The sequence below is a fragment of the Rossellomorea vietnamensis genome (genome assembly GCF_025398035.1).
Lineage (GTDB): Bacteria > Bacillota > Bacilli > Bacillales > Bacillaceae_B > Rossellomorea > Rossellomorea vietnamensis_B.
Window position 1 is genome coordinate 1,853,851 of sequence record NZ_CP104558.1, and the last position, 21,020, is coordinate 1,874,870.

Here is a 21,020-nt window from a genome sequence, read left to right on the forward strand (position 1 = left end):
ACCCACCTAACTCGCTTCCATGAATGAGAGAATCTTATCTTTCAATCCACCATTGCTCGTATACAGAATATACGTTTCAGAATGGGTCTTGATGACGATTCTGTCTGTGTGTCCATAAGGAAATCCGATTCGGATGGCCATCTTCTCTTCGCCACCATATGTATCATCCATTAATACATCTTTGATTTGTGAAAGGGGAATGTCAATTTGACTTAACTGCCATTTGATTCGCAGGTTCTCATTGTTCCTCGATACCTTTACTTCCATTCTGATCACTCCTATCTATCTATACATATTTCTACGAGATAAGGATACAGAAGGTTTCAAATTTCTTCCTATTTCAAACTTGACGCCTCTTTCTTCCTCTTGTTTTCAGGTTGCTTTAACCAGTACCGTACCCCTTTTCCAGCCAGCGGTTCGTCATTATACCGCGGGATTACGTGCAGGTGGCAGTGGAAGATGAACTGATTGGATACCTCTCCGACATTCCATCCAAGGGTATAGCCGTCTGGTGAAAACGTTTCATCTAAATATGTCTTTGCTTTTTGTAATAATTCGTATGTATCGTTCCATTCTTTCTCTGTTAACTCGAAAGCATTTGCGTGATGACTTCTCGGCACAATCACGCCGGACCCCTCCAGTACATCCTGGTGCTTGTTATGCTGCAGGAAATAGCAGGATTCATTTTCGAATACGATGTTTTGGTCTTTGTCCTTTTCCGGATGGCAGAATGGACAGGTTTCTTGATTGGTCATGTGTTTTCTCCTTCTATATAAATTTGCGATACTCTAACCTCTCCTTCCAATTATTTCAAACCCCCCTTCCTTTGACAACCCAAATCCCAGTAGTGACACTCATTTTGCTTTACTGTTCATTTTTGCAAAAACACCCCATACAAACTCTACACAGTGAAACCCCTTTCATTACTGGTTAAATGCCTATATACTAGACTCATAAGATGATCATCTACTAAACAAGAATATAAATATGCAAAATTAATCAGAGGAGGATCCTCATGGTATTGGATAAAAGACGTGCACACTTATTATCCATCATTCAGCATTCGCCCGATCCGGTCCCGACGAAGGAACTGGTTGCCAGAATGAACCTGTCCCAAAGGACCATTTATTACGATCTTGATCAGATCAACAGCTGGCTGAGGACGGAAGGCTTGGAACCGATTGAAAGTCAGCATGGAAAAGGGTTGTTTTTGCCCCCTGATTCGAAATCGAAGTTGATGATTTCGAAGGATCAGAGTTTTGAAGATTGGCAGTATCAGTTATCGAAAGAAGAACGCGAAGTCCTCATTAAAGCCTCGATCCTCTTGGAGGAACAGGATGCGTCGATGCAGCGGTTCATGGATCTTACGAGCATGAGCCGGGGAACGATCGCGAAGGTGATTAAAGACATCAAGAAGGAATTTCGTGAAGCAGGACTCCAACTTTATTACAAAAAAGGATCAGGCTACCGGTTGAAGGGTCCCGAAGAGGCAAAGCGAACGATGCTTTCCACGATCCTCGCCACCATCTTCTCGCACCACGATTGGCAGAATGTCCGGAATGAGGTTCACAAGATGATCCAGCCGGAAGCCGATACGTGGTCACAGGAAACCGAGCAAAGACGCCTGGTGAGGGAAATTCTTTATGAAGCGGAAAAGGAATTGGGATTGACGCTGACGGATGAAATGGTCGAGATCCTGTCGCTTCAGATCCTGATGATCATGAAGCGGATAGAACTGCAAAAGTATATCTCGGTGCCTGACGAGGAGAAAGAAGTCTTGAGGCAGACGGAAGCCTACCGGGCAGCCCTTCATATCACAAATAAGCTGGACGTCGCTTTTCCGGATGATGAGGTTTGCTTCATCACGATGAACCTGCTCGGATCGAAAGTCCAGCAGGATAATTTCAACCGCTATACGGAACAGGAATTGTCAGGGCTGAAGGAAGTCGTTCAACGGATGATCCATGATTTCCAGCTTTACTCCTGTGTTGTATTCGATGACAAACAGGGACTGGAGGAAAACCTGATCTCCCATATCAAACCGACGTTTTACCGGCTCAAGTACGGGCTCTCGATTGCGAATGATCTGGCTGACAGCATTCAAACGACGTACCCTGACATCTTTCACCTGACAAAGCGGGTGATGAGACATCTGGAACTCTATGTCGGAAAAGCGGTACCCGATGAAGAGGCAGCCTATATCACCCTGCATTTCGGAGGATGGTTGACGAAAGAGAAGAAAAAGGTCGAGACGAAGTTCAAAGCCCTGATCGTCTGTGAAAACGGGATCGGGACATCCAATATGCTCCGGACCCAGCTCGAGAATCTGATTGCCGGGCTCAATGTCATCACGACGCTCTCCATGAGGGACTATCGAACGAACGAGTATGAGGCGGATATTATTTTTTCTACCAACTATATAAAAGAAAAAGACATTCCCGTCATCCATGTGCCCGCCATTCTGACGAATTCGGAAAAGGAACGGGTCATGCAGCGGATGAATGAGCTTTTCGACTCGAAGCCGTCCGAAAAGAACCGGACCGAACTTCTGATGGATGTGATCAAGCGTCACGCGACCATCCATGAAGAAGCCGCATTAAAAAGAGAACTGGTCCAGCTTTTAGAACAAACTACTCCCACGATAAAGGAGCTCAGAAAGCCTATGCTTAATGAATTACTGACAGAACAGACGATCCAGCTGAAAGACCGTGTCACGGATTGGGAGGAAGCCATCAAGGTGGCAAGCCAGCCCCTTGTCGACCAACAAGCGATCCGACCGGATTACGTGGAGGCGATGATCACGAACGTGAAGGAATTGGGTCCTTATATCGTCATCGCACCGAATATCGCAATCCCCCACGCACGTCCTGAAACAGGAGTCGAACAGCTGGGGATGAGCTTCCTGCGACTCGAGGAACCGGTTTATTTTTCCGAAAAAGAAAAGCATCGCGCTCAGCTCATCATTGTGCTTGCGGCAATCGATAATCAAACGCACTTAAAGGCACTCTCACAGCTTACAGAACTATTATCAAATGAAGGCAATGTAGAAAAGTTGATCGTAGCAAACGATCAAGAAACCGTCATTGAATTAATCAATCAAACTGTAGAAGTATAAATTTGAGGAGGAAATCAAAATGAAAAAAGTATTAGTGGTATGTGGAAACGGATTAGGAAGCAGCATGATCGTAGAAATGAACGTAAAAGCAGCATTGAAGGATATGGGGAAAGAAGCAGAAGTATCCCACACGGATTTGACAACAGCCAAGACGGAACAAGCGGATCTATTCCTCGGTTCTGAAGATATCGTCGAGAGCCTTGAAGATGGCCGTAAAAATGTAGTGAAATTGAAGAACCTGATGGACAAGAACGAACTTCGCGCAGCATTGGAACAAAATATCTAGTCCACTTTTAAAAAGAAGGAGCGATACACATGATTGATATCATAATGAAGGATATACTCGGTACACCTGCAATCCTTGTCGGTCTATTCGCCTTAATCGGGCTCCTCATCCAGCGCAAGAATTCAGGGGATGTCGTGTCCGGAACCCTCAAAACGGTCATGGGCTTCGTCATCCTCGGGGCGGGTGCGAATGTACTCGTCCAGTCCCTTGGGCAGTTCAGCAGCATGTTCAACCACGCCTTCGAAGTCGACGGGGTCATCCCGAACAACGAAGCGATCGTGGCTCTTGCCCAGGAGAGCTTCGGTACGGAAACAGCGATGATCATGTTGTTCGGTATGGTGGTCAATATTCTGATTGCACGATTCAGTCCTTTTAAATACATTTTCTTAACCGGACATCATACCATGTTCATGGCCTGCATGATCGCCGTTATCCTGACGACCGGTGGATTCACGGGAGTACCGTTGATCGTTCTTGGTTCGATCATCCTTGGGGCATTGATGGTCCTGTCTCCAGCGATGCTTCAGCCGTTCACTCGCAAAGTCACGGGTTCAGATGATTTTGCCGTCGGTCACTTCGGATCGATCGGGTATTTAGTGTCAGCGATGGTCGGGAAAGCAGTTGGAAAAGGAAGCAAATCGACAGAAGAAATCAAAGTGCCAAAGTCACTCGGATTCCTTCGCGACACATCCGTTTCCGTTTCCCTGACGATGGTCATCCTGTTCTTCGTCGTAGCTGGCGCAGCCGGTCCAGCTTTCGTCGAAGGAGAATTAAGCGGAGGACAGAACTTCCTTGTTTTCGCCTTTATGCAAGGGATCACATTCGCTGTTGGTGTGTACATCATTTTAGCAGGGGTGCGCATGCTCCTTGGTGAAATCGTACCTGCCTTCAAAGGGATCGCGGACAAAGTCGTTCCGAATGCTAAACCCGCCCTTGATTGCCCGGCGATCTTCCCATTCGCAGGGAACGCCGTCATCATCGGATTTCTATTCAGCTTCATCGCCGGACTTGTGAGCATGCTTTTCCTTCCACTACTCGGATTGAAGGTCATCGTTCCGGGACTCGTCCCCCACTTCTTCACAGGGGCAGCAGCCGGCGTATTCGGTAACGCTACCGGCGGACGCCGCGGTGCCGTCATCGGTTCCATGGCGAACGGAATCATGATCAGCTTCCTGCCTGCCCTGTTATTACCGGTGTTAAGTTCACTCGGATTCCAGGGAACCACGTTTGGAGATGCAGACTTCGGATTGGTCGGCATCGTACTTGGTAACCTTGTCAGTCTGATCGAATCCAATATGATGGTATTCGTATCCATCATCGTTCTTCTTGCCGTCCTGTTCTTTATCAGCTTTAAGTCGAAAGGAACTGGGGAGAAGGAAGAAACAGAAGTAGCGTAAGATGAATTCAGCCACCCGCGAGTTGCGGGTGGTTTTTTTCGCTGTGAGACATGGGGACAGGTACCGTGGTGTGTGAAATCAATGACAATAGAAAAAAACCATTCTCTAAAGGAAGTTTTTCCTGTAATCTAGTCCTTGAGAAATTTTTACATATTTTTTGTAACGAATGAACGTTTCCCTGGAGTAATAGATGATTAAGTTTTTAAAAGGGTTCATTCTCTTGTGACCAACACTTTGTCGAAAAGGAGGTAAGACGTGGATAAGGAAGATGTTTATCAAGAATACGCAGATTTTATTTTTAGATACCTAGTAACCCTGACAAATGACGCTCAATCTGCCGAGGAGTTGACTCAAGAAACATTTTATCAGGCCATTAAGTCCATCGGTCATTTTCGGGAAAACGGAAAAGCCTCGTTTTCCACCTGGCTCTGTTCAATCGCCAAGAACGTTTGGCTGAAAGAAGTCAATCGTGAAAGGAAGAAGCACCGGTTAGTGGAATCACTAAGTAGTGAACACACTCCTGTTTACAATTTGGAAGAACAATATATTCAAAACGAAGACAAAGTCCATTTCTTTCAACAGGCTCAACAACTTAGCGAGAAAAAACGCGAACTCCTTTATCTCAGGTTATTGGGGAATTTATCGTTCAAAGACATCGGCTCGATATTGGGAGAAACAGAGAATTGGGCAAGAGTCACATTTTATCGTGCCAAACAACAAATAAGAAAGGGTGATCAATAAAATGGACCATCATGTGTTTAAAGATTTGGTTCCGAGCTATCTGGAACATTTAACGAGCGAAGAGACCAATAAGCAAATGGGCGTACATATGGAACAGTGCAAAGAATGTAGAGAATATGTACATGACATGCGAGAAGAATGGATGTCAGAACATGTGCATGTACAGGCAAAAGAGGATAGAAATGTGGACTACTTCAAAAAAGTACGATCAAAGAACAGAAAGAAAATATTCACGATTGTCGCCTCTCTCCTATTCCTTTTCCTCATTTTGATGCTTAGCTATTACCTGCTCTTCGTAAGAATGTGGATAGCAGATGCAAACGATGTTCAAACAACCATCCAAAAGCAAGGGAAAACGGTTACACTGACATTTACATCAAAACAAGACAACCACTTCTTGTTACCTAGAAAAGAACAGCTGAATCAAGACTATATAGACTGGATGATTATTTATGAGAAGCGCGAAGATTTTTCAACTCCAGAAAGCCTGAAGAATGAGATTAACATTACCTATACCTTCTTGGATGAAAACACTTTATTACTGGATAATGGGAAAGAGAAAAAACTGACAGCTGATGACAAAATATCGATCCAATACAAACACCACACGAAAGAACTATCCTTAATCGATTTATACCATTCTGACCTTTAAGCCGTGGGGACAAGTATCATGGTTTATTATGTGCTGGGTCATCTCATCACCTTGATTGAATTTCCTGTTTTAATCATCGTCCTTTTCTTCATCAGCTTTAAGTCGAAAGGGACTGGGGAGAAGGAAAAAAAAGTAGCCACCCTCCATATTTGTGGAGGGTGGCTACTTCTGTTTCTTCTAATACGATGCATTTAATAAATATCCTTCTGAGTAAAATTCCAAAACGCAACGGCAAGGCAAGCGACAGTCCATACTGCAAGTACGGTTAATGAAAACGGCAGTGACATCCCTTCTATTGGAGGAGCTTGACCTTCCAGGTAATTGATGAGATCAAAATTCAGGTTCACCAAATACTTTGAGCTCGTCCAGCTAGAACCGATAGAAGATAAAAGGGTGCCTGCAATCAACACAGCCATCATCGCCCCGATACCGGTTGCTGTATTTTTCACAAGCACTGAAATCATCAGGCTAATCGTTGCAACAGTCGCTGTCACAACCCACGCAAGACCCGCTGACATCAGTAAATATTCCCACATCGGGAGAGTATGGATATAGGTCGTCGAAAATTCACCCGATGGAGAAGCTTGAAAGCCCGTCAGGATAGGTGCCGTCCAGCCATCATATCCGAGGACGATCCCTGAAATCCCATAGCAGACAATCACCGTAGCTGCGATCAGCATCGATGTATACAGCAAAACCGTCAGCCATTTGGCCATCAGGATCCTCCATCGTTTAATCGGTCTTGATAATAATGTCTTGATGGTCCCATCATTGTATTCTCCACTCACAACATCTGCCATAATGATGATAATGAGTAAAGGCAGGACGAGTGTGAGTCCCTGGGAGAAGAAGATGCGAATGAATGTAGGTGCCCCGGGATAGTTCGGATTGATGTTGTTGTCCAGGTAGTATTGCTTTTGCTTCAAATCCAATTCAAGGAATTGTCTGGCCTCATCCTGGATCCCACTGGATGCGAGCCGGTTTTGCCGGTCGACGATCTCCTGCTGCAGCTCTACCCTCCAGTCCAGCGTACCCTGCTTTTCAATCTTCTCTTGTATCTCCCGGTATTGTGCATATGTAAACATAGAGACGAGAATGATTAAAATCGCGATGACAACCGCAAAGCGTTTTTTGGAGGCAATCTTCATGACTTCATTATGAATCAGACCCAGCATATTGGGATTAGACAATATGATCGCCCCCTGTCAAACGAATAAATAAGTCCTCCAATGTCTGGACCTTCCTTTCAATGGTCCATACCTCAATTCCCGCCTGTAGTAACGATTCATTCAGGATCGACGTTTTGCTTTCATCCATGAGAGTATGGATCGTATGATCATCGTACAATTCTGCAGATTGGACATAGGGAGATGCTTTAACGATGTCAAGTGCACGAAACGCATCATTGACTCTCCAGTCCACCCCCGATGACAATGCATCCACTAAATCCCTTACCGTACCTACCTTCACGATTTTCCCACGGCTCATGATCGCCACTCGATCGGCAAGCATTTCAATTTCACTTAATATATGGCTGGATACAAGAACGGAAAGACCCGTTTCGTCGACCAGTTTCCTGATAAATGTACGAAGATCCTTTATTCCCATCGGATCCAACCCGTTCGTAGGCTCATCCAATATAAGCACATCCGGACGACCCAACAATGCTTGTGCAATCCCGAGCCTCTGACGCATCCCCAGTGAATAGGTCTGTACCTGGTCATCAATTCGAGCAGTCAAATCCACGAGATCAATGACCTCCTGTATTCGTTCACTGTCCACCCCAGGCAGCATCCGTGCAAACAGTTGCAGATTTTCCCGACCGCTCAAATACTTATACAATTCTGGATTTTCAACGATCGAACCAAGGCGCTGCATCGCCTGTACAAATTGCTTTCTCACATCAAAATCACAGATTTTAATGATTCCCGAGGTTGGCTTGATCAGACCGACGAGCATCCGGATCGTCGTCGTTTTCCCGGCACCATTGGGACCAAGGAATCCAAATACTTCTCCTGGATATATGTCAAATGATATATTATCAATAATCGTCTTTTTCCCTATTACTTTCGTTACATTTTTCAATTGAACGGTTGGCTTTATGCTCATATTTATCACCCTACATCTATTCTACCGAACTTTTTTCTCAATTGCTCTTTTCAATACTCAGCATGAGTAAAAGTTGGTACAATCATAATAGAAGGAGAGATTACGAGATGAAAAAATGGATGTGGCCACTATTTATCACCCTTTCCCTTGCACTGACCGTTCTATTTGGATACGGATTTGCAAGAGCCTATTCGGATATCGCCAACCCTCCCCAAGAGAAGATCGTGGCAGAATCTGAAGAAGCTACCGTCACTCCCGGAGAAACGTATATTGCCCTTGGCGACTCATTGACAAGAGGGGTAGGATCTTCAAAAGGAGAAGGTTTCGTCCCGCTGGTTGGGGATTCACTTAAAGAAACCAATACGGTGGATCGGTACCAAAACTTAGGTATACGGGGGGCCAGGATTGAAGATTTACGGGCTCAGTTGGAACAAAAGGAGGTCAAGAGATCTCTTAAGGATGCCAAAATCATTTCCATCACAATTGGAGGGAACAATCTCTTTAATTCCGGTGAGATATTAAACAATTATTCAGAAGACACCGCCCTTGGCATTCTTGAAACGGAAATTCCAAACTTGGAAAAAACGTTTGAAACCATTCGTGACATAAATAAAGATGCCGTCATCCTCTATATGGGGCTATATAATCCCTTTAAAGAATTACCGGACGGGGATTCATTTGATTCTGTCATCCAAAAATGGAATGAATCCGCCCGTACATTAGGCTTGAAATACGACATTCAAGTCGTGGACACCTTCAATTTGGTCACGGATGCCAAACGCGATCTTTCAAGTGACAACTTCCATCCAAATGACGCTACTTATAAGCAAATGGCTGATAGCCTGTCACTTGTTATTGAGAAAAATGTTATAGAATGATTGCAAAAAAGGTGAATTCAAAAAGCCATGGGGACAGGTACCGTGGCTTTTTTGTGTGTTCCTAGGTACCTGTCCCCACGGCATATTATTAAACTTGATGCACAATCTCCAAAAGTCGTTTTGGATCTTCGGAAGAAACCCTTTCTGACAGTCTTGCTGCGGCGATGATTGGGGCCCATTGGAAAATTTCATCTTTGGACAGTCCGCTTTTCTCACAATACAGGCGTATATACAATTCCGCCAGCTCCTCTGAGACCTGGGAATACAGGAGATAGCTCCGATAGACGTCAGCCCGTCTATCCCCTGCGCTGGAATCAACCCAGTCGATGATGGCGACTTTATCCCCTGACAAAATCAAGTTGTATAAATGAAAATCTCCGTGGCAGAGCTTTTCTTCAAGGGTCATGGAATCTAGTTTTTTCAGTAAACGAGTCTTTACCCCATCTTCCAAATCAGGTGCAGATTCTATTTGGCGATGCAGTTTTTCAAACATCGGTTCAATGGAATGAGCGTTGAGCTGATGAATGCCCATTTGGATATCTACAGACCAGCCCATATAGTACTCCGTTTTTTCCATGTTGTCAGTCAGGAGATCACCTAGTGTTCTTCCTTTTATATGCTCCATAATGATAACCTGTTTTCCGTCTATGTTTTTGACCTCATAGATTTCAGGTACATGCAGCCCACATGAATGGGCATACTGCTGCTTTTTTGCTTCTTTTTGGGATTCCTTGACTGGTAGGTATTCATTAAAGACTTTGTATATTTTATTTTGGTAGAGATAGACTTTGGCTGTGTTTCCGGTTGCAATGGGAGTTCCTAAGTTCATTGTGTTTCGCCCCTTACCCTCTAGCATCTTCTATAATATAAAGGAACTTCTTTATCAAAGAAGTTCCTGGCTTTAAGGCTTATTCCAAAAAAACGTCGTTACCACAAACGGAAGTAGCAGCCCGACCACTAGTATGAGACCATTTCCAAACAGACCGATTTTTCTGTAGATCGTTTTCTCACCGAACAAAGCTGCCAGAAAACCAATGGCTGCCATGATGACAGCAGGCAGTAAGAACGTATCTTTTCCTAACAGGGCTAAAAAATAAAATACTAGACCGATTAGAAAGATGATGAATGAACCTAAACTGAATATTTTTTTCAATTGTACCCCTCCTCTTCTCTAATCTACATATGTCGGATATAAAAAGATCATTCTTTATCCGTCTCTTAATAGGATATTCAATAGAAACGAGCAAACCAACCCAGACACCGCTGCCACCAGCCCGTTCAATCCGATTGCAGTTAAGCTTAAACCACCCCATCCGCCCACAGCCAGACTAATAATCCAGCAGAGGGAAGATAGTAGGATCACCCCAAAGAATAACTTCACATTATAAAAAGAAGGGATCCTACCGTACCTCTGTAAAGCCTGTAAAACACACGCAGCAACAGCCCCGATGACGACCAACGACATCACGTCAATGAACATATCGAATGCCTCCCCGTCAGTTTCTGTTTTTATCCATCCATCCTACAGCGTAGTCCACCATCTGTCGCATCGGCATGAAGTAGCTCCTCGCTTCCCCCACCAGACCCTCTTTTACAGAAGATGTTTCTTTATGAAACTCCTCAAACAATCGGTCAAAATCATCGGATTCATTGTTGATATCACGATATGTCGTCCAGACTTCTTTCTCTCCTTTTTTCACTTTGACATCCCATATTTTTTCTTTCACAAAGGTGTTGTCTTGCCTGTATTCAGCAAGGTGCAATGAGGTATTTGAATTCGTCGGGGCACCAAGGAGAAGGATGTAGCCCCCCAGCTCATACATCCTTCCTAATGGGGATTGTTCATTCATGGAAAAGTCGAGACCATGTTCCTGCGTGATGCGGGCAGCGTCTTTCCCCCAGGCAGCGAATGATGTGTGGGGGTGCGGGCTCCGTTTCACCCCATCCTGTTTTCTGAATGTCTCCGGAATGAACCCCATATAAGAGGTCGGAGTTAAATCGGGATGAAAGGTCGGCATGTTTTCCCGGATGAGTTCCAGTTCCTCATCTGAATAACCGCTTCCATATTCCGTCGGGTCGCAAAGATGCTCGGTTTGGGTCGGCATGACGATGTTCCCTACTGTACCGACTGCCTCTTCCAGTGCCAGGATCACGGAAACCGGTCCGCCTATGACTCTGCCGATTGATTTTAAGGAGGAGTGGACGATGACGGTCATTCCTTTTGTAACGCCCATCCTCTTTAAATCTTGTACCATATGATCTTTGGTGACGAGACTTCCTTTTTTCATGGCCTTTTCACCCTTTTTCTTTGTTTCACCTGATGCGTCCCCATGAAATAGCTGCTGACGCCAAGCATCATCCCGCCACCGACACTTAATAACACACCCAGGCTAGCGATATATGTAGATAAATAGATTCCAAGCATAAAGAGTAGTAACCCTGTTATGAAAAGAATTGGACCTGTTTTCATGGTTGGTTCCTCCGAAGGTTTTCCTTGTATTTTCAGTAAGTAATTCCAATTATTTCAAATACTTAGGGATTTCACAATCATTATTTGTATTTTCTTTCTGATAAAACAAACTTTGCCTTCCCTTGTAGAGATTCCCCGTGGCTAAATCCTAAAAAATAGACAGAATTAAAAGACTGATATTCTGGAAATCAGGGTGATAAAATGAAATTAGATACAAAAAAAGAAGCTTATTAAGCTCCTTCAATCGGCAAGTAAACCGCCACTTCTTCCCCGCCATCCTCCAAGTGATGATACGTCTCCACAATATATGATTCTGCTCTTAGTTGATATCCTTGATCATGCACCCACTTGTTTAGATCCCTATGAAGATTTTCAATATCTTTTCCTTTCGTCGTCGCATAGTCTTCGTTCAGTTCCATATACGACATCCCCTCAGGAACGTTGGTGAGGGGTTCGTCTAATGTGACCCCGACATAATAGATTCCGTTCACATGCTCTTGGTCCCTTTTCGGCTCATACAGGGCGATTTCCGGACCAGTCTCGCCTTTTACTTCGTGTAACCTTCGGAGAAACTCTTGCGCATGCTTTGGCACTTCCGTACTAAAATCACGAAAGGCTCCTTCCCCCTTCAATCCTATAAAACGAAATGTCTTCTTCATTTTAGCAACCATTCATATCCCTCCCCGCTCCTTTAATTTTACCATAATTACCCTTTTGGAACATGTAAATCCCCTACTAAAAAATAAGGATTTTTTTTTGAGGGACAATAGAATCTCCAGAATTGACGGATGAATAAAAGTTCTTGTGAATTCCGGTTACATTCGTAACGTATCAGTTGGGAGATTAGGTAGGGCACTAGAGCTGATATATAGACGGAATAATTCCGCTTATTTCGTAATGTATAGGAAAAAAAGCCAAAATAGACGGAGTAATTCCGCCTATTGTTTTTATAAAGACAAAAATGAGGGACTTTTCGGTGGATAGGCGGAATATCTCCGCCTATATCACCCATAACAAAGGATATTTTGAATGTTACCGGAAAATCTCCGCTTATTTTACTTTTGCTGGTACTTCTATAAAGGGCAAGACATCTTTAAAAAAGAAGAGGAACTCCCCCTTACATCCGTCCCTTCATCTTCACCCTCTGACCAACCAAATACCCACCTGCCACCACAAAGAAAATCACCAGCAGCCAGGCGAATCCGTCGGTGAAACCGGTCCGTTCAATGGCATAGCCAAACAGCGGAAAACTGATCATGATCACAAAGCTCTCCATCAAGCCGATCAGAGAAAGGAAAGTCGACCGAATATTGCTTTTCAAAAAGCTCTGCACGAAGGAGCTGAAAATCGGTTCGAACAAACTTAACAGCTGGGCAAGGATCAGAAACGACAGCAGGATCGCCCAGTCCGTTGCGAAGATAAACAGGAGGAAGAACACAAGAAAAAGTCCCAATCCGTAATAGAGGATGTTAAAGAACTTGAACCTCTCCTCCACCTTGTACGCAATCTTTGCCATGACGACGCCGAGAAGTCCTTCGATGGTAAAGACGGCTCCCACGACGATGGACGAATAGCCCAGTTCCACGAAATATTCCTGCCCGTAAAATACCATGATCACCATGACCGCACTCGCCAGGATAAAAAGGACAACCGGTGCGTGAATGACCGGGTTATGTTTCCACACATTGACCCCCAAACGGAATTGATGGACCCACTGATTGTACCAGCGTCCGCTGATCTCCTCGGTTTTCTCCCGCTCCGGTTCTTTCATGAACAGAAGCGGAATCACGGCCAGAACGTGGGTGACAATCGTGGATCCGTAGACCCATTCCCAGCTCACTTCCGCCATGAAGCCACCGAGGAATTTCGCCAGACTCAGGGATAACAGTGATATCGCCGTCATGCTTCCGATCACCCGGGTATAATCCTTTTCCCGTTTGTCATTCTTCAACGTATCATAGGCAAATGCCTGCTCGGCACCCGAATGAAGGGTGACCATGAGCCCCATGGACAGAAACGCCAGGGTGAACATGGAGAAGTTTCCGCTCAAGAGCATGAACAATCCGTATAGGAGACTGAACAGATTCCCGATCACCAGGCTGACCTTCCTCCCGTACAAATCGGCAATCATTCCGGTTGGTACCTCGAATAACACAATGGCCAAGTGGAGAAGCGCCTCAAGGACCCCGATCTCGCCCAATGTCATCCCCTTGTCGCCAAGATAGATGACCCATAACGCCCGGTCGAAAAACAGCTGGGCAAAAAAGAGATAAAAGTATAGTAAATAGATATTGTTTTTTGTTTTTAATATGTTCATCATTTCGATTCGTCCTCTCGTTAAAAAAGCGCAGGCGGCTTGGTCAAAGGCGACAAGCATAAGATGAACAGGGCGGAACGGCGTTTTTTGCCGTTTTGGTCTGTTTAGCTTATGACCTCGAGCCTTTAGCCGCCGGAGCTGGATTAAAAAAGCGCAGGCGGGTTCAGCTGCTGATATTCCTTTGTTATTCAGCTGCTGAAAATCCCCTGATATTCAGCAGCTGAATAGCTGGCCGCTCCCGAGCCGCCACCGCTACATAAAATTAAAAAAAGCCACAGGGAATCATTCCCCATGGCTCTCGCTATTACAGGAACTCACACACTCGTTCACACTATGAAAAATCAGCTAAAAAAGGACAGACGTGTCCCGAGGACGGCTGAAATTCCAATAATAGACATCATTAATACACGGTATTTTTTGATGTCCAAAGTGAACGTATGCATGATATTCCCTCCTTTAGTATGTAAGATTCATTCTTATTATATCTCTCTTCCTTTTTTTGGACAAGAGGAGGATTTATATCCCCTGCGACAACAGCCCATACTAAGAGCCTAAATTAAACGTGGAGGTGATTGCTATTATGAAAAAACCTGATCAGACAGAGATGAAATCCATGACAACAGGGACCGACCCACAGCAGGTGAAAAAACAAATCCAAAAAGACGTAGCTGCAGGCCAAGGAGCTATGACTTCACGGGAAGCAGGATCCATGCGGGATTAATGATGCAGAGGGGCGATCTCATCGTCCCCTTTTTTCTTCCAAAATGGAAATGATTCAAGGTAGAATGTCTCATTCAGGTGTATTATAATAATGAAAAGGAGGTGAGAAAAATGGAAAAGCAGATACTTGAAATACTGTTGGATTTACGTGATGAGATGAAAGAAGTGCGCACGGATATGAAGGAATTTCGAAGTGAGCTGAAGACGACTCAAGCTGACGTTCGCAGCATCCGCTCTGACCTCAAAACAACCCAAGCCGACGTTCGCAGCATCCGCTCTGACCTCAAAACAACCCAAGCCGACGTTCGCAGCATCCGCTCTGACCTTAAAACAACCCAAGCCGACGTGAAGGATATCAAGGAAACCGTCAATCGAATTGAAGTATCCCAAACCGAGGATGTCATTGCTGTGTTAAAAGTGACGAAACAGCAGACAGAATCTGAATTTCACTACTTAAATACAAGGCTGACAGACATCGATAAACGGGTATTCAACCTTGAGAATCGGGTGGAACGGTAATATTTTGCAGCATGAATCTTCTCATTCACCCTGCCCCACACATTTTTTCTTCGTCTTTCGTTTCTACTTTCCTTTCCCCTGAACGTTATCTTTTTTCCATTTATACGGCTTATCTGCCCAATGAAACAACAACACAAATAAAAATATACCAAAGCTAATACTGATATTTTCTATCCACCTGATCTCTTCGTTTTTAATGAATTGGTAGAGGATCTTACCGACAAAATAACCCAGGGGTAATTGAATGCTTTTTTTAAACATGAAGAGACTCCTTTCAGCGTGCCACGTTATGGGATTAATTTCCATTTTATCACTTTTTTGAGATCTTTGTGGTGTTGAATACGAAAAAAATAAAGCCACAGAGAATCCATCCTCTGTGGCTTTGACTATCTATCTTTTACACTTGAAACTTCCGTACGAGACCAGTTAATTCCTGCGCAAGTTTCGCCAGCTGTTCTGAGCTTCCCGCCACTTCTTCCATCGAGCTGCTTGTTTGCTGGGTCGAGGCGGAAGTTTGCTCGACTCCGGCGGCTGCTTCTTCTGATAGGGAGGCGATTTCCTGGATGCTCGCCATCATTTCCTGGGTGCCCGCAGACATGGTGGCAAGATTTGTCGTGACCGTTTGTATCCGGTCCGCCATGCCATTCACCTGATAGCTGATGGTTTCAAAGGTTTCCCCTGTCGTTTTGATCTGGTGGGTCCCTTTTTCCACTTCTTTATAGCCTTCCTCCAGTGAATCTGCGACATCGGACGATTCTTTTTGGATGCTGCCGACGATTAGGGTGATATCCTCCACTGATCTCGACACCTGCTCGGCAAGCTTCCTCACTTCTTCTGCGACAACGGCGAATCCTCTTCCGTCTTCCCCTGCACGGGCCGCTTCGATCGCTGCATTCAAGGCGAGGAGATTCGTTTGCTCCGCCACATCTTTGATGATGGAAACAAGCTTCGTCACTTCCTTCGTTTGGTGATCAAGTCCCTGCACTTTGGACACAGCGTCCTGAACAATCTCGTCAATCACTGACATCTGTTTCACAGACTGGTTCATCAGTTGTTTTCCTTCGCCCGTTTTGGATAAAACGTCTGTAGAAGAAATGACGACTTCTTTCCCGTTCGTGTTGGCTTCTTCCATCTGCTCGGAGAAAATCTCCATTTTCCCGGAAAGGGTCGAGGCATTATGAGCCTGGGTTTCAGATCCGAGGGCCAACTCTTCCATCGTACTTGCCACCTGCTCTGAACCTGCTTTCACCTCTTCGGCTGACTGAGTCAGTTCTTCACTTTGACTGCTTAAGGTTTCAGAGATATCGATGATGTGCGTCATCATCGTCCTCAAGCTTTTTCCCATCGCATTGACGGCAGTTGCCAGTTGTCCAATCTCATCTTTCCCATCATAGTCGACAGGTTCGACAGTCAGGTTGCCACCGGCCATTTCATTACTCATCTCCACGACCCTGGTCAGATTCTTCGTCACCCTGCGGCTGATAAAGAATACGCTGGAGCCTCCTATGATCATCGCGACAAGCATTGACAGGACCAGGGTGTAGAACGTCTTCTCCTGGTTCGTGTTCACCATCGTCACGGCATCAGCCCGCTGTTCATTTACGTTATCCCTCAGTTCATACAACACATCCACTGTATTACTCCGAATGCCATCCGCCTGCTTGGCAAGTCTCCTTGCTTCATCAAGATTTCCGCTTTCAGCTGCAGGAACCACACCATCCATGAATAAATCATTCATCGCTTTATCCAATTGGATGACCTGGTTGAACAAAGTCATATCCTCTTTGGATTGAATTTTCGATCTGACGTCTGCTTCAAACGTATTGAACTTTTCTCTTCTTTCAGTGAACTCATCCACATATTGTGAGTTCCCTTCTTCTATGTATTGAGTGATGCGAATGCTCTTTGATCTTGTGATCGATCCCATCTCCGTGATATCAATGGCAAGATCGCTTCTTCTCTGCAGGTCTTTCACATCATTCCCCACTTTATACAATAAACCTGTGACGATAACAGTCGCTATTCCAAATAAAATAAACACGAATGTTAAGGTCAATCCATACTTTTTGCCAATTTTTAAGTTCCTGAAATTCATTTTTTTCATCCGCTTCTCTCCTCTGACTTCTCCACCATTTGCTAAATGACGACAAATTTCTACATATAAAACTATCATACCATTACTTAAGAACTAATAGAGGGATTCTTTTTCCAAATAACTAAAAGCAACGAGAATCATCCCGTTGCTTTTTACAATTGCATATGATGAAAATCATGTTAAATCGTAAAATTGTTAATAATGATAATGACGATGGAGCCCAAGGAAACCACAGCACCGATGGACAAAATACAGAAAGCAATAGACGACCTGTTTTTGTAAGCAGCATGAGCCATTACGGTTGAAAAAAATAAAAATAACGCCTGAAGAAACAGTGATTGCCGGAAAGGTCCAAGGTAAATCAGTAACCCTATCAAAAGTAGGGATATCGCCGCTATTAAACTCACTTGCCATTTCATATAACCACCCTCCCCCTTATAAAACCCGTTCCCTCTCCCCATCAGAAATCTTGAAGTGAACGTTCGTGGAACCTCCTCCATCCCCGTGATTGGGGAAATCTGATATGTCGAGTAACTCTTTGACTTCAACCATTTTTTCACGATCGGCTTCTACAGTGATTTGATAAGGGCCTCCCTCATTCATGAGAGAAGTCAAACGGTAAGCCTTATCCGGAATATATGGATCCAGAAATTCGATCTCGAATGTCACGGGATCACCACTATGGTTGGTGATCAGCAGCTGGCATTCTCCATTTAATTCATCCTCACTGACCCTTTCAAAATCACATGTCCCCTCTCCATCGTACGAAATAGCGGCGATTCCTTCGGCAACCGTTTCTTGGTAAACCGCCACGAGTCCCAGAGGCAATAAGGTATAGGCGAATAAAACGATGATCACCGTTCGAACATGGTAACTCGACATTCCTTTTACGAGTAAGATCATCGCAAAGATAAATAGGAAAGAACCAATGATGGCTAGTAGATTGTATCCATCCTGATCGCTGATGGGAAAGGACATGAAGGTGACACGGTTGAATATGATCCGGTTATTTGGATACGGGAAATAAAGGGACATGCAGATAATGAGGATCACGCCTGAAACAATGAGGTATTTTTTATTTTTTATCATGGTTTTTAACTTCCTTTTGTAAAAAATCTGTTTATGACACTACCAATTATTTCAAACCTACACATATTATACAATCCTATTATTCATTCGTGCGGGATTCGCTCCCCTTCATGCAGAATCTGGGATCATCATGCGAGATTCAGATTAATCATGCCGGAGTAGGGAGAATCGTGCGGGATTACCAACTTTCATGCCAACCTGTCGAATTTTTTTATTAAAATATTAATATCCCGACTGGATTTCGATAGCTAGCCAGATCTTCACTCGCGATTTCCCCAGGTCATGCCTGTATAAAAAGAAAATATATCCAGCAGATTTATAGTATGATAGTCATAGATTAATGGAATTCACTAACAAAAGGAGTTGGACTATGATGAGTAACGGAACAAAAGTCATTAAAGACGGCGGTGGCCAGGGTGGCGTCACCTGGAAAGAAGCTTCCCGGAGTACGTCGGGCAGTTATACGATTGTCTTATATAAAAGCGCAAACGGCGGCAGTCAGTGGAAAAGGGTTACATATGACAATAGCGGAAAAATCGTGAAAGTGGTTTACGGGAGTTAACAGGAAAAGGATGATGGTGCAGGCAACCATCATCCTTTTTCCTTAACGGAAGGATTCCGCCATTTTGATCATGTCGTCTTTAGTAAGGGTGATGTCGGACCTGGCGGGCATGTATTTCAGTTCATATATTGCCTCACCCTCTATCCACGTGAGCCTGTTTGACTTTAACGGGCCCTCTGTTTCAGAATAGCTTCCTTTGGAAGTACCGACCTTTACCGGTTCTTCAGTTAGTGTCAGATCTAACCCAGGTTCAAGAAGTTGAAATGACATCGTGATCGTCTGCTTTTCCGGACCCATGAGAGTGACGATTTGTGCGTTTCCGTAGGGGCCTTCCTTCGCTTCCGAGCTGACATTTGTCACTTTGAAGGGAACTTTGGTGATGTATTTGAACTCTTTTCCCAGGAATTCCGGACGATCGCTTGCTTCATATAACGGGGCGCTCGCATTATTCCCGATGATGCCCAGCTGTGTTCCACTGAAGTAAATAAAGATCGATAGGCAGGCGGCGAAAAATAGAAAAGACAGGACAGGGGCAAAAATCGGTTTTTTCCAGATAGAAAACGACTTGGATGGTTTAGAATGGACTTCATTCAAGATATTCTCTCTCATCTTTTCGGTAAAACCACGTCCCTTGAAGGTCTCTTCTTTCATCAACCCGCGCAATGATTTCAGTTCATCCATTCTTAAACACCTCGCTTCGTTTGATCGTGGAACCAAGCAGTGCCTTGCCTCTTGTCAGCCGGGTCTTCACTGTATTCGTGTTGATGTCGAGACTCTCACCGATTTCGGCAAGCTTCATTTCTTCAAAATAATAGAGGAAAATGACTTCTCGATATTTTACGGGAAGGTCGAGGACTTTTTGAATCAGCTCAGAATTCTGCTCATTTTTGATCACGGTCTGTTCCGGTGCCCCCATCTTTCCTTTCACCATGTCGTTGATCTTATTGGAGATACTGATCATCCTCGTATCCCATCTTCTTAAATAATCCTTGCAGTGGTTAATGGCGACAGAGATGATCCATGTCTTCAGGGAGGAATCTTCCCTGAACGTATCCATCTTTTGATAAAACTTGATGAAGACCTCCTGTGTCAGATCCTCGGCCAGGCTATGTTCTTTCACATAGGAATAAACCACATAATAGACATCATTTCCGTACTGGGTCATGGCTTCCTCAAGCAACCGGTCTTTCTCGGATTTTGTCCGCTCTTCCATTTTAGAAAATTCACCTGCTTTGTATGTATCATTCATTAGACGTTACTCAAATGATAAAAGTTTTAATTTTACATTTTTAACCAAAAATAAAACCTGTCGAGTCTCCTCGGTCAGGCTTTCACCGGGCAGTGCCCGTTTTCATTATTACAGAACATTCCATCTCATACAATTGTTTCTTTTATTTGTTGCAGGGATGAGAGGCTACTCGCAATCAGGAACTGCGCAGAGTAGTAGGTGGTCATGATGAAGACGGCTGAAAAAGGGATCTCTGATACGAACATATTCCATGACAGAATGGAATCGGATAGAACGAACAGGATACTCCCGGCAATGGCCCACTTGTTTCCGGTCAGGATCGCGGATAAAGCCATGATGGAAATGACGAGCATGTAGGCAATGACCGGTATGACGAGACCAATATCCCCATCTGTTCGGAGTGCTGAAATCAGTTGCCGTCCAATCAGGAATGAATACAATGCAATCGGGATGGCAGCTGCAAGTCTCCACTTGTTCATCCGAGATAAATAAATAAAGCCACACAAGTAGAAAAGGTGTCCGACCAGAAACGCCCCAAGGCCTGCTATAAATGAAACCGCAATGAACGCATCTCCAAGCGTGCAAAAGAAGAGGCCTAAGAGGATGAAACGCAGTGCCGGTGTTGGTTTGGAAGATAACTGACGAAAGGCGAAGACGATGATGAGAAACATGGGGATGAGCTTAAAGATCACTTTCACGGGTAATGGCTCGGATGGGATGAATAAATAAATTACTGACATGGCTCCAATAAGGAGGGGAAGTGACCATTTCATCATTGTAAATACACGTCCTTTTACGTTCTGTTTCCTATTGCTATATAT

Annotated in this window: 27 protein-coding genes; 9 read left to right on the forward strand and 18 right to left on the reverse strand. The window is 44.4% G+C overall.

The genetic code is table 11. The annotated features are described in order from the left end of the window. Positions 1-6: 6 nt before the first annotated feature. Together N5C46_RS09530 and N5C46_RS09535 are read right to left on the reverse strand one after the other, a co-directional pair. Positions 7-267: a PH domain-containing protein gene (locus N5C46_RS09530; RefSeq protein ID WP_261751850.1), complete on the reverse strand. Its 261-nt coding sequence runs from the start codon at positions 265-267 to the stop codon at positions 7-9. A 68-nt stretch (positions 268-335) separates the two neighbouring features. After that, entirely contained in the window at positions 336-755 is a 420-nt protein-coding gene (locus N5C46_RS09535; protein WP_261751851.1) for an HIT family protein, read from the reverse strand. Between the two features lie 260 nt (positions 756-1,015). Here N5C46_RS09535 and N5C46_RS09540 point away from each other — a divergent pair, with 260 nt between their 5' ends. The 5 genes from N5C46_RS09540 to N5C46_RS09560 all read left to right on the forward strand — a co-directional run bounded on the left by N5C46_RS09540 (position 1,016) and on the right by N5C46_RS09560 (position 6,191). Continuing rightward, a complete protein-coding gene (locus N5C46_RS09540) occupies positions 1,016-3,115 on the forward strand; it encodes a BglG family transcription antiterminator (RefSeq protein ID WP_261751852.1) in 2,100 nt (699 codons plus the stop codon). A gap of 19 nt (positions 3,116-3,134) precedes the next feature. Next, the gene (locus tag N5C46_RS09545) at positions 3,135-3,401 is read left to right on the forward strand and encodes a PTS sugar transporter subunit IIB (RefSeq protein ID WP_044338820.1); all 267 of its coding nucleotides are present in this window, start codon (positions 3,135-3,137) and stop codon (positions 3,399-3,401) included. 29 nt (positions 3,402-3,430) lie between these two features. Beyond that, positions 3,431-4,798, forward strand: a complete 1,368-nt coding sequence (locus N5C46_RS09550; protein WP_261751853.1) for a PTS ascorbate transporter subunit IIC — start codon at positions 3,431-3,433, stop codon at positions 4,796-4,798. A gap of 255 nt (positions 4,799-5,053) precedes the next feature. Further along, positions 5,054-5,539: an RNA polymerase sigma factor gene (locus N5C46_RS09555; protein ID WP_261751854.1), complete on the forward strand. Its 486-nt coding sequence runs from the start codon at positions 5,054-5,056 to the stop codon at positions 5,537-5,539. Between the two features lies 1 nt (position 5,540). Continuing rightward, positions 5,541-6,191 carry a zf-HC2 domain-containing protein gene (locus N5C46_RS09560; RefSeq protein WP_261751855.1) on the forward strand — a complete coding sequence of 217 codons (651 nt, stop codon included), beginning with the start codon at positions 5,541-5,543 and terminating at the stop codon, positions 6,189-6,191. A gap of 191 nt (positions 6,192-6,382) precedes the next feature. On the opposite strand, the gene N5C46_RS09565 is transcribed toward N5C46_RS09560, so the two are convergent. Then, positions 6,383-7,366, reverse strand: a complete 984-nt coding sequence (locus N5C46_RS09565) for an ABC transporter permease (RefSeq protein WP_261752327.1) — start codon at positions 7,364-7,366, stop codon at positions 6,383-6,385. Positions 7,367-7,373: 7 nt separating this feature from the next. Continuing rightward, the gene (locus tag N5C46_RS09570; protein WP_261751856.1) at positions 7,374-8,300 is read right to left on the reverse strand and encodes an ABC transporter ATP-binding protein; all 927 of its coding nucleotides are present in this window, start codon (positions 8,298-8,300) and stop codon (positions 7,374-7,376) included. A 107-nt stretch (positions 8,301-8,407) separates the two neighbouring features. Between N5C46_RS09570 and N5C46_RS09575 the strand changes: the two genes are divergently transcribed. Beyond that, on the forward strand, positions 8,408-9,178 hold the full coding sequence (locus tag N5C46_RS09575) for an SGNH/GDSL hydrolase family protein (protein WP_261751857.1): 771 nt from the start codon (positions 8,408-8,410) through the stop codon (positions 9,176-9,178). An 88-nt stretch (positions 9,179-9,266) separates the two neighbouring features. Here the strand turns inward: N5C46_RS09575 and N5C46_RS09580 are convergent, their stop codons facing one another. The 7 genes from N5C46_RS09580 to N5C46_RS09610 all read right to left on the reverse strand — a co-directional run bounded on the left by N5C46_RS09580 (position 9,267) and on the right by N5C46_RS09610 (position 13,968). Further along, positions 9,267-10,007, reverse strand: a complete 741-nt coding sequence (locus N5C46_RS09580) for a phosphotransferase family protein (RefSeq protein WP_261751858.1) — start codon at positions 10,005-10,007, stop codon at positions 9,267-9,269. A 72-nt stretch (positions 10,008-10,079) separates the two neighbouring features. Further along, a complete protein-coding gene (locus N5C46_RS09585) occupies positions 10,080-10,331 on the reverse strand; it encodes a hypothetical protein (RefSeq protein WP_261751859.1) in 252 nt (83 codons plus the stop codon). Between the two features lie 54 nt (positions 10,332-10,385). Continuing rightward, positions 10,386-10,658 (reverse strand): YesK family protein, encoded by a 273-nt coding sequence (locus N5C46_RS09590; protein WP_261751860.1) that lies wholly within the window; start codon positions 10,656-10,658, stop codon positions 10,386-10,388. Between the two features lie 16 nt (positions 10,659-10,674). Further along, positions 10,675-11,466, reverse strand: a complete 792-nt coding sequence (locus N5C46_RS09595; RefSeq protein ID WP_261751861.1) for an AAC(3) family N-acetyltransferase — start codon at positions 11,464-11,466, stop codon at positions 10,675-10,677. Next, a complete protein-coding gene (locus tag N5C46_RS09600) occupies positions 11,463-11,648 on the reverse strand; it encodes a hypothetical protein (protein WP_261751862.1) in 186 nt (61 codons plus the stop codon). The genes N5C46_RS09595 and N5C46_RS09600 overlap by 4 nt, the downstream gene beginning before the upstream one ends. A gap of 230 nt (positions 11,649-11,878) precedes the next feature. Further along, a complete protein-coding gene (locus tag N5C46_RS09605) occupies positions 11,879-12,319 on the reverse strand; it encodes a GyrI-like domain-containing protein (protein ID WP_261751863.1) in 441 nt (146 codons plus the stop codon). A gap of 446 nt (positions 12,320-12,765) precedes the next feature. Continuing rightward, a complete protein-coding gene (locus N5C46_RS09610; protein ID WP_261751864.1) occupies positions 12,766-13,968 on the reverse strand; it encodes an MFS transporter in 1,203 nt (400 codons plus the stop codon). A gap of 577 nt (positions 13,969-14,545) precedes the next feature. On the opposite strand from N5C46_RS09610, the gene N5C46_RS09615 reads away from it, so the two are divergent. Continuing rightward, positions 14,546-14,686 carry a hypothetical protein gene (locus tag N5C46_RS09615; RefSeq protein WP_261752423.1) on the forward strand — a complete coding sequence of 47 codons (141 nt, stop codon included), beginning with the start codon at positions 14,546-14,548 and terminating at the stop codon, positions 14,684-14,686. A 110-nt stretch (positions 14,687-14,796) separates the two neighbouring features. Continuing rightward, positions 14,797-15,204, forward strand: coding sequence for a hypothetical protein (locus N5C46_RS09620; protein WP_261751865.1), 408 nt, complete (start codon positions 14,797-14,799; stop codon positions 15,202-15,204). A 63-nt stretch (positions 15,205-15,267) separates the two neighbouring features. Here the strand turns inward: N5C46_RS09620 and N5C46_RS09625 are convergent, their stop codons facing one another. The 4 genes from N5C46_RS09625 to N5C46_RS09640 form a co-directional block, all read right to left on the reverse strand. After that, positions 15,268-15,465 carry a hypothetical protein gene (locus N5C46_RS09625; RefSeq protein ID WP_261751866.1) on the reverse strand — a complete coding sequence of 66 codons (198 nt, stop codon included), beginning with the start codon at positions 15,463-15,465 and terminating at the stop codon, positions 15,268-15,270. 136 nt (positions 15,466-15,601) lie between these two features. Then, positions 15,602-17,308, reverse strand: coding sequence for a methyl-accepting chemotaxis protein (locus tag N5C46_RS09630; protein WP_261751867.1), 1,707 nt, complete (start codon positions 17,306-17,308; stop codon positions 15,602-15,604). A 170-nt stretch (positions 17,309-17,478) separates the two neighbouring features. Further along, positions 17,479-17,718 carry a hypothetical protein gene (locus N5C46_RS09635; RefSeq protein WP_261751868.1) on the reverse strand — a complete coding sequence of 80 codons (240 nt, stop codon included), beginning with the start codon at positions 17,716-17,718 and terminating at the stop codon, positions 17,479-17,481. 16 nt (positions 17,719-17,734) lie between these two features. Next, the gene (locus N5C46_RS09640; protein ID WP_261751869.1) at positions 17,735-18,388 is read right to left on the reverse strand and encodes a hypothetical protein; all 654 of its coding nucleotides are present in this window, start codon (positions 18,386-18,388) and stop codon (positions 17,735-17,737) included. Between the two features lie 373 nt (positions 18,389-18,761). Between N5C46_RS09640 and N5C46_RS09645 the strand changes: the two genes are divergently transcribed. Further along, positions 18,762-18,950 (forward strand): hypothetical protein, encoded by a 189-nt coding sequence (locus N5C46_RS09645; RefSeq protein WP_261751870.1) that lies wholly within the window; start codon positions 18,762-18,764, stop codon positions 18,948-18,950. A 42-nt stretch (positions 18,951-18,992) separates the two neighbouring features. On the opposite strand, the gene N5C46_RS09650 is transcribed toward N5C46_RS09645, so the two are convergent. From N5C46_RS09650 to N5C46_RS09660, 3 genes are all read right to left on the reverse strand, one after another. Next, the gene (locus N5C46_RS09650; protein ID WP_261751871.1) at positions 18,993-19,631 is read right to left on the reverse strand and encodes a hypothetical protein; all 639 of its coding nucleotides are present in this window, start codon (positions 19,629-19,631) and stop codon (positions 18,993-18,995) included. Then, entirely contained in the window at positions 19,624-20,199 is a 576-nt protein-coding gene (locus tag N5C46_RS09655; protein ID WP_261751872.1) for a sigma-70 family RNA polymerase sigma factor, read from the reverse strand. The genes N5C46_RS09650 and N5C46_RS09655 overlap by 8 nt, the downstream gene beginning before the upstream one ends. A gap of 125 nt (positions 20,200-20,324) precedes the next feature. Beyond that, a complete protein-coding gene (locus N5C46_RS09660) occupies positions 20,325-20,975 on the reverse strand; it encodes a lysoplasmalogenase (RefSeq protein WP_261751873.1) in 651 nt (216 codons plus the stop codon). Between the last annotated feature and the right edge of the window lie 45 nt (positions 20,976-21,020).

Coding starts and splice junctions, on each gene's coding strand:
- N5C46_RS09580 (WP_261751858.1), bottom strand. CDS start 10,007: ATGAACTTAGGAACTCCCATTGCAACCGGAAACACAGCCAAAGTCTAT.
- N5C46_RS09605 (WP_261751863.1), bottom strand. CDS start 12,319: ATGGTTGCTAAAATGAAGAAGACATTTCGTTTTATAGGATTGAAGGGG.
- N5C46_RS09570 (WP_261751856.1), bottom strand. CDS start 8,300: ATGAGCATAAAGCCAACCGTTCAATTGAAAAATGTAACGAAAGTAATA.
- N5C46_RS09565 (WP_261752327.1), bottom strand. CDS start 7,366: ATGCTGGGTCTGATTCATAATGAAGTCATGAAGATTGCCTCCAAAAAA.
- N5C46_RS09660 (WP_261751873.1), bottom strand. CDS start 20,975: ATGATGAAATGGTCACTTCCCCTCCTTATTGGAGCCATGTCAGTAATT.
- N5C46_RS09625 (WP_261751866.1), bottom strand. CDS start 15,465: ATGTTTAAAAAAAGCATTCAATTACCCCTGGGTTATTTTGTCGGTAAG.
- N5C46_RS09590 (WP_261751860.1), bottom strand. CDS start 10,658: ATGTTCATTGACGTGATGTCGTTGGTCGTCATCGGGGCTGTTGCTGCG.
- N5C46_RS09575 (WP_261751857.1), top strand. CDS start 8,408: ATGAAAAAATGGATGTGGCCACTATTTATCACCCTTTCCCTTGCACTG.
- N5C46_RS09640 (WP_261751869.1), bottom strand. CDS start 18,388: ATGATAAAAAATAAAAAATACCTCATTGTTTCAGGCGTGATCCTCATT.
- N5C46_RS09620 (WP_261751865.1), top strand. CDS start 14,797: ATGGAAAAGCAGATACTTGAAATACTGTTGGATTTACGTGATGAGATG.
- N5C46_RS09560 (WP_261751855.1), top strand. CDS start 5,541: ATGGACCATCATGTGTTTAAAGATTTGGTTCCGAGCTATCTGGAACAT.
- N5C46_RS09535 (WP_261751851.1), bottom strand. CDS start 755: ATGACCAATCAAGAAACCTGTCCATTCTGCCATCCGGAAAAGGACAAA.
- N5C46_RS09645 (WP_261751870.1), top strand. CDS start 18,762: ATGAGTAACGGAACAAAAGTCATTAAAGACGGCGGTGGCCAGGGTGGC.
- N5C46_RS09615 (WP_261752423.1), top strand. CDS start 14,546: ATGAAAAAACCTGATCAGACAGAGATGAAATCCATGACAACAGGGACC.
- N5C46_RS09655 (WP_261751872.1), bottom strand. CDS start 20,199: ATGAATGATACATACAAAGCAGGTGAATTTTCTAAAATGGAAGAGCGG.
- N5C46_RS09610 (WP_261751864.1), bottom strand. CDS start 13,968: ATGATGAACATATTAAAAACAAAAAACAATATCTATTTACTATACTTT.
- N5C46_RS09595 (WP_261751861.1), bottom strand. CDS start 11,466: ATGAAAAAAGGAAGTCTCGTCACCAAAGATCATATGGTACAAGATTTA.
- N5C46_RS09650 (WP_261751871.1), bottom strand. CDS start 19,631: ATGGATGAACTGAAATCATTGCGCGGGTTGATGAAAGAAGAGACCTTC.
- N5C46_RS09540 (WP_261751852.1), top strand. CDS start 1,016: ATGGTATTGGATAAAAGACGTGCACACTTATTATCCATCATTCAGCAT.
- N5C46_RS09545 (WP_044338820.1), top strand. CDS start 3,135: ATGAAAAAAGTATTAGTGGTATGTGGAAACGGATTAGGAAGCAGCATG.
- N5C46_RS09635 (WP_261751868.1), bottom strand. CDS start 17,718: ATGAAATGGCAAGTGAGTTTAATAGCGGCGATATCCCTACTTTTGATA.
- N5C46_RS09600 (WP_261751862.1), bottom strand. CDS start 11,648: ATGAAAACAGGTCCAATTCTTTTCATAACAGGGTTACTACTCTTTATG.
- N5C46_RS09550 (WP_261751853.1), top strand. CDS start 3,431: ATGATTGATATCATAATGAAGGATATACTCGGTACACCTGCAATCCTT.
- N5C46_RS09530 (WP_261751850.1), bottom strand. CDS start 267: ATGGAAGTAAAGGTATCGAGGAACAATGAGAACCTGCGAATCAAATGG.
- N5C46_RS09630 (WP_261751867.1), bottom strand. CDS start 17,308: ATGAAAAAAATGAATTTCAGGAACTTAAAAATTGGCAAAAAGTATGGA.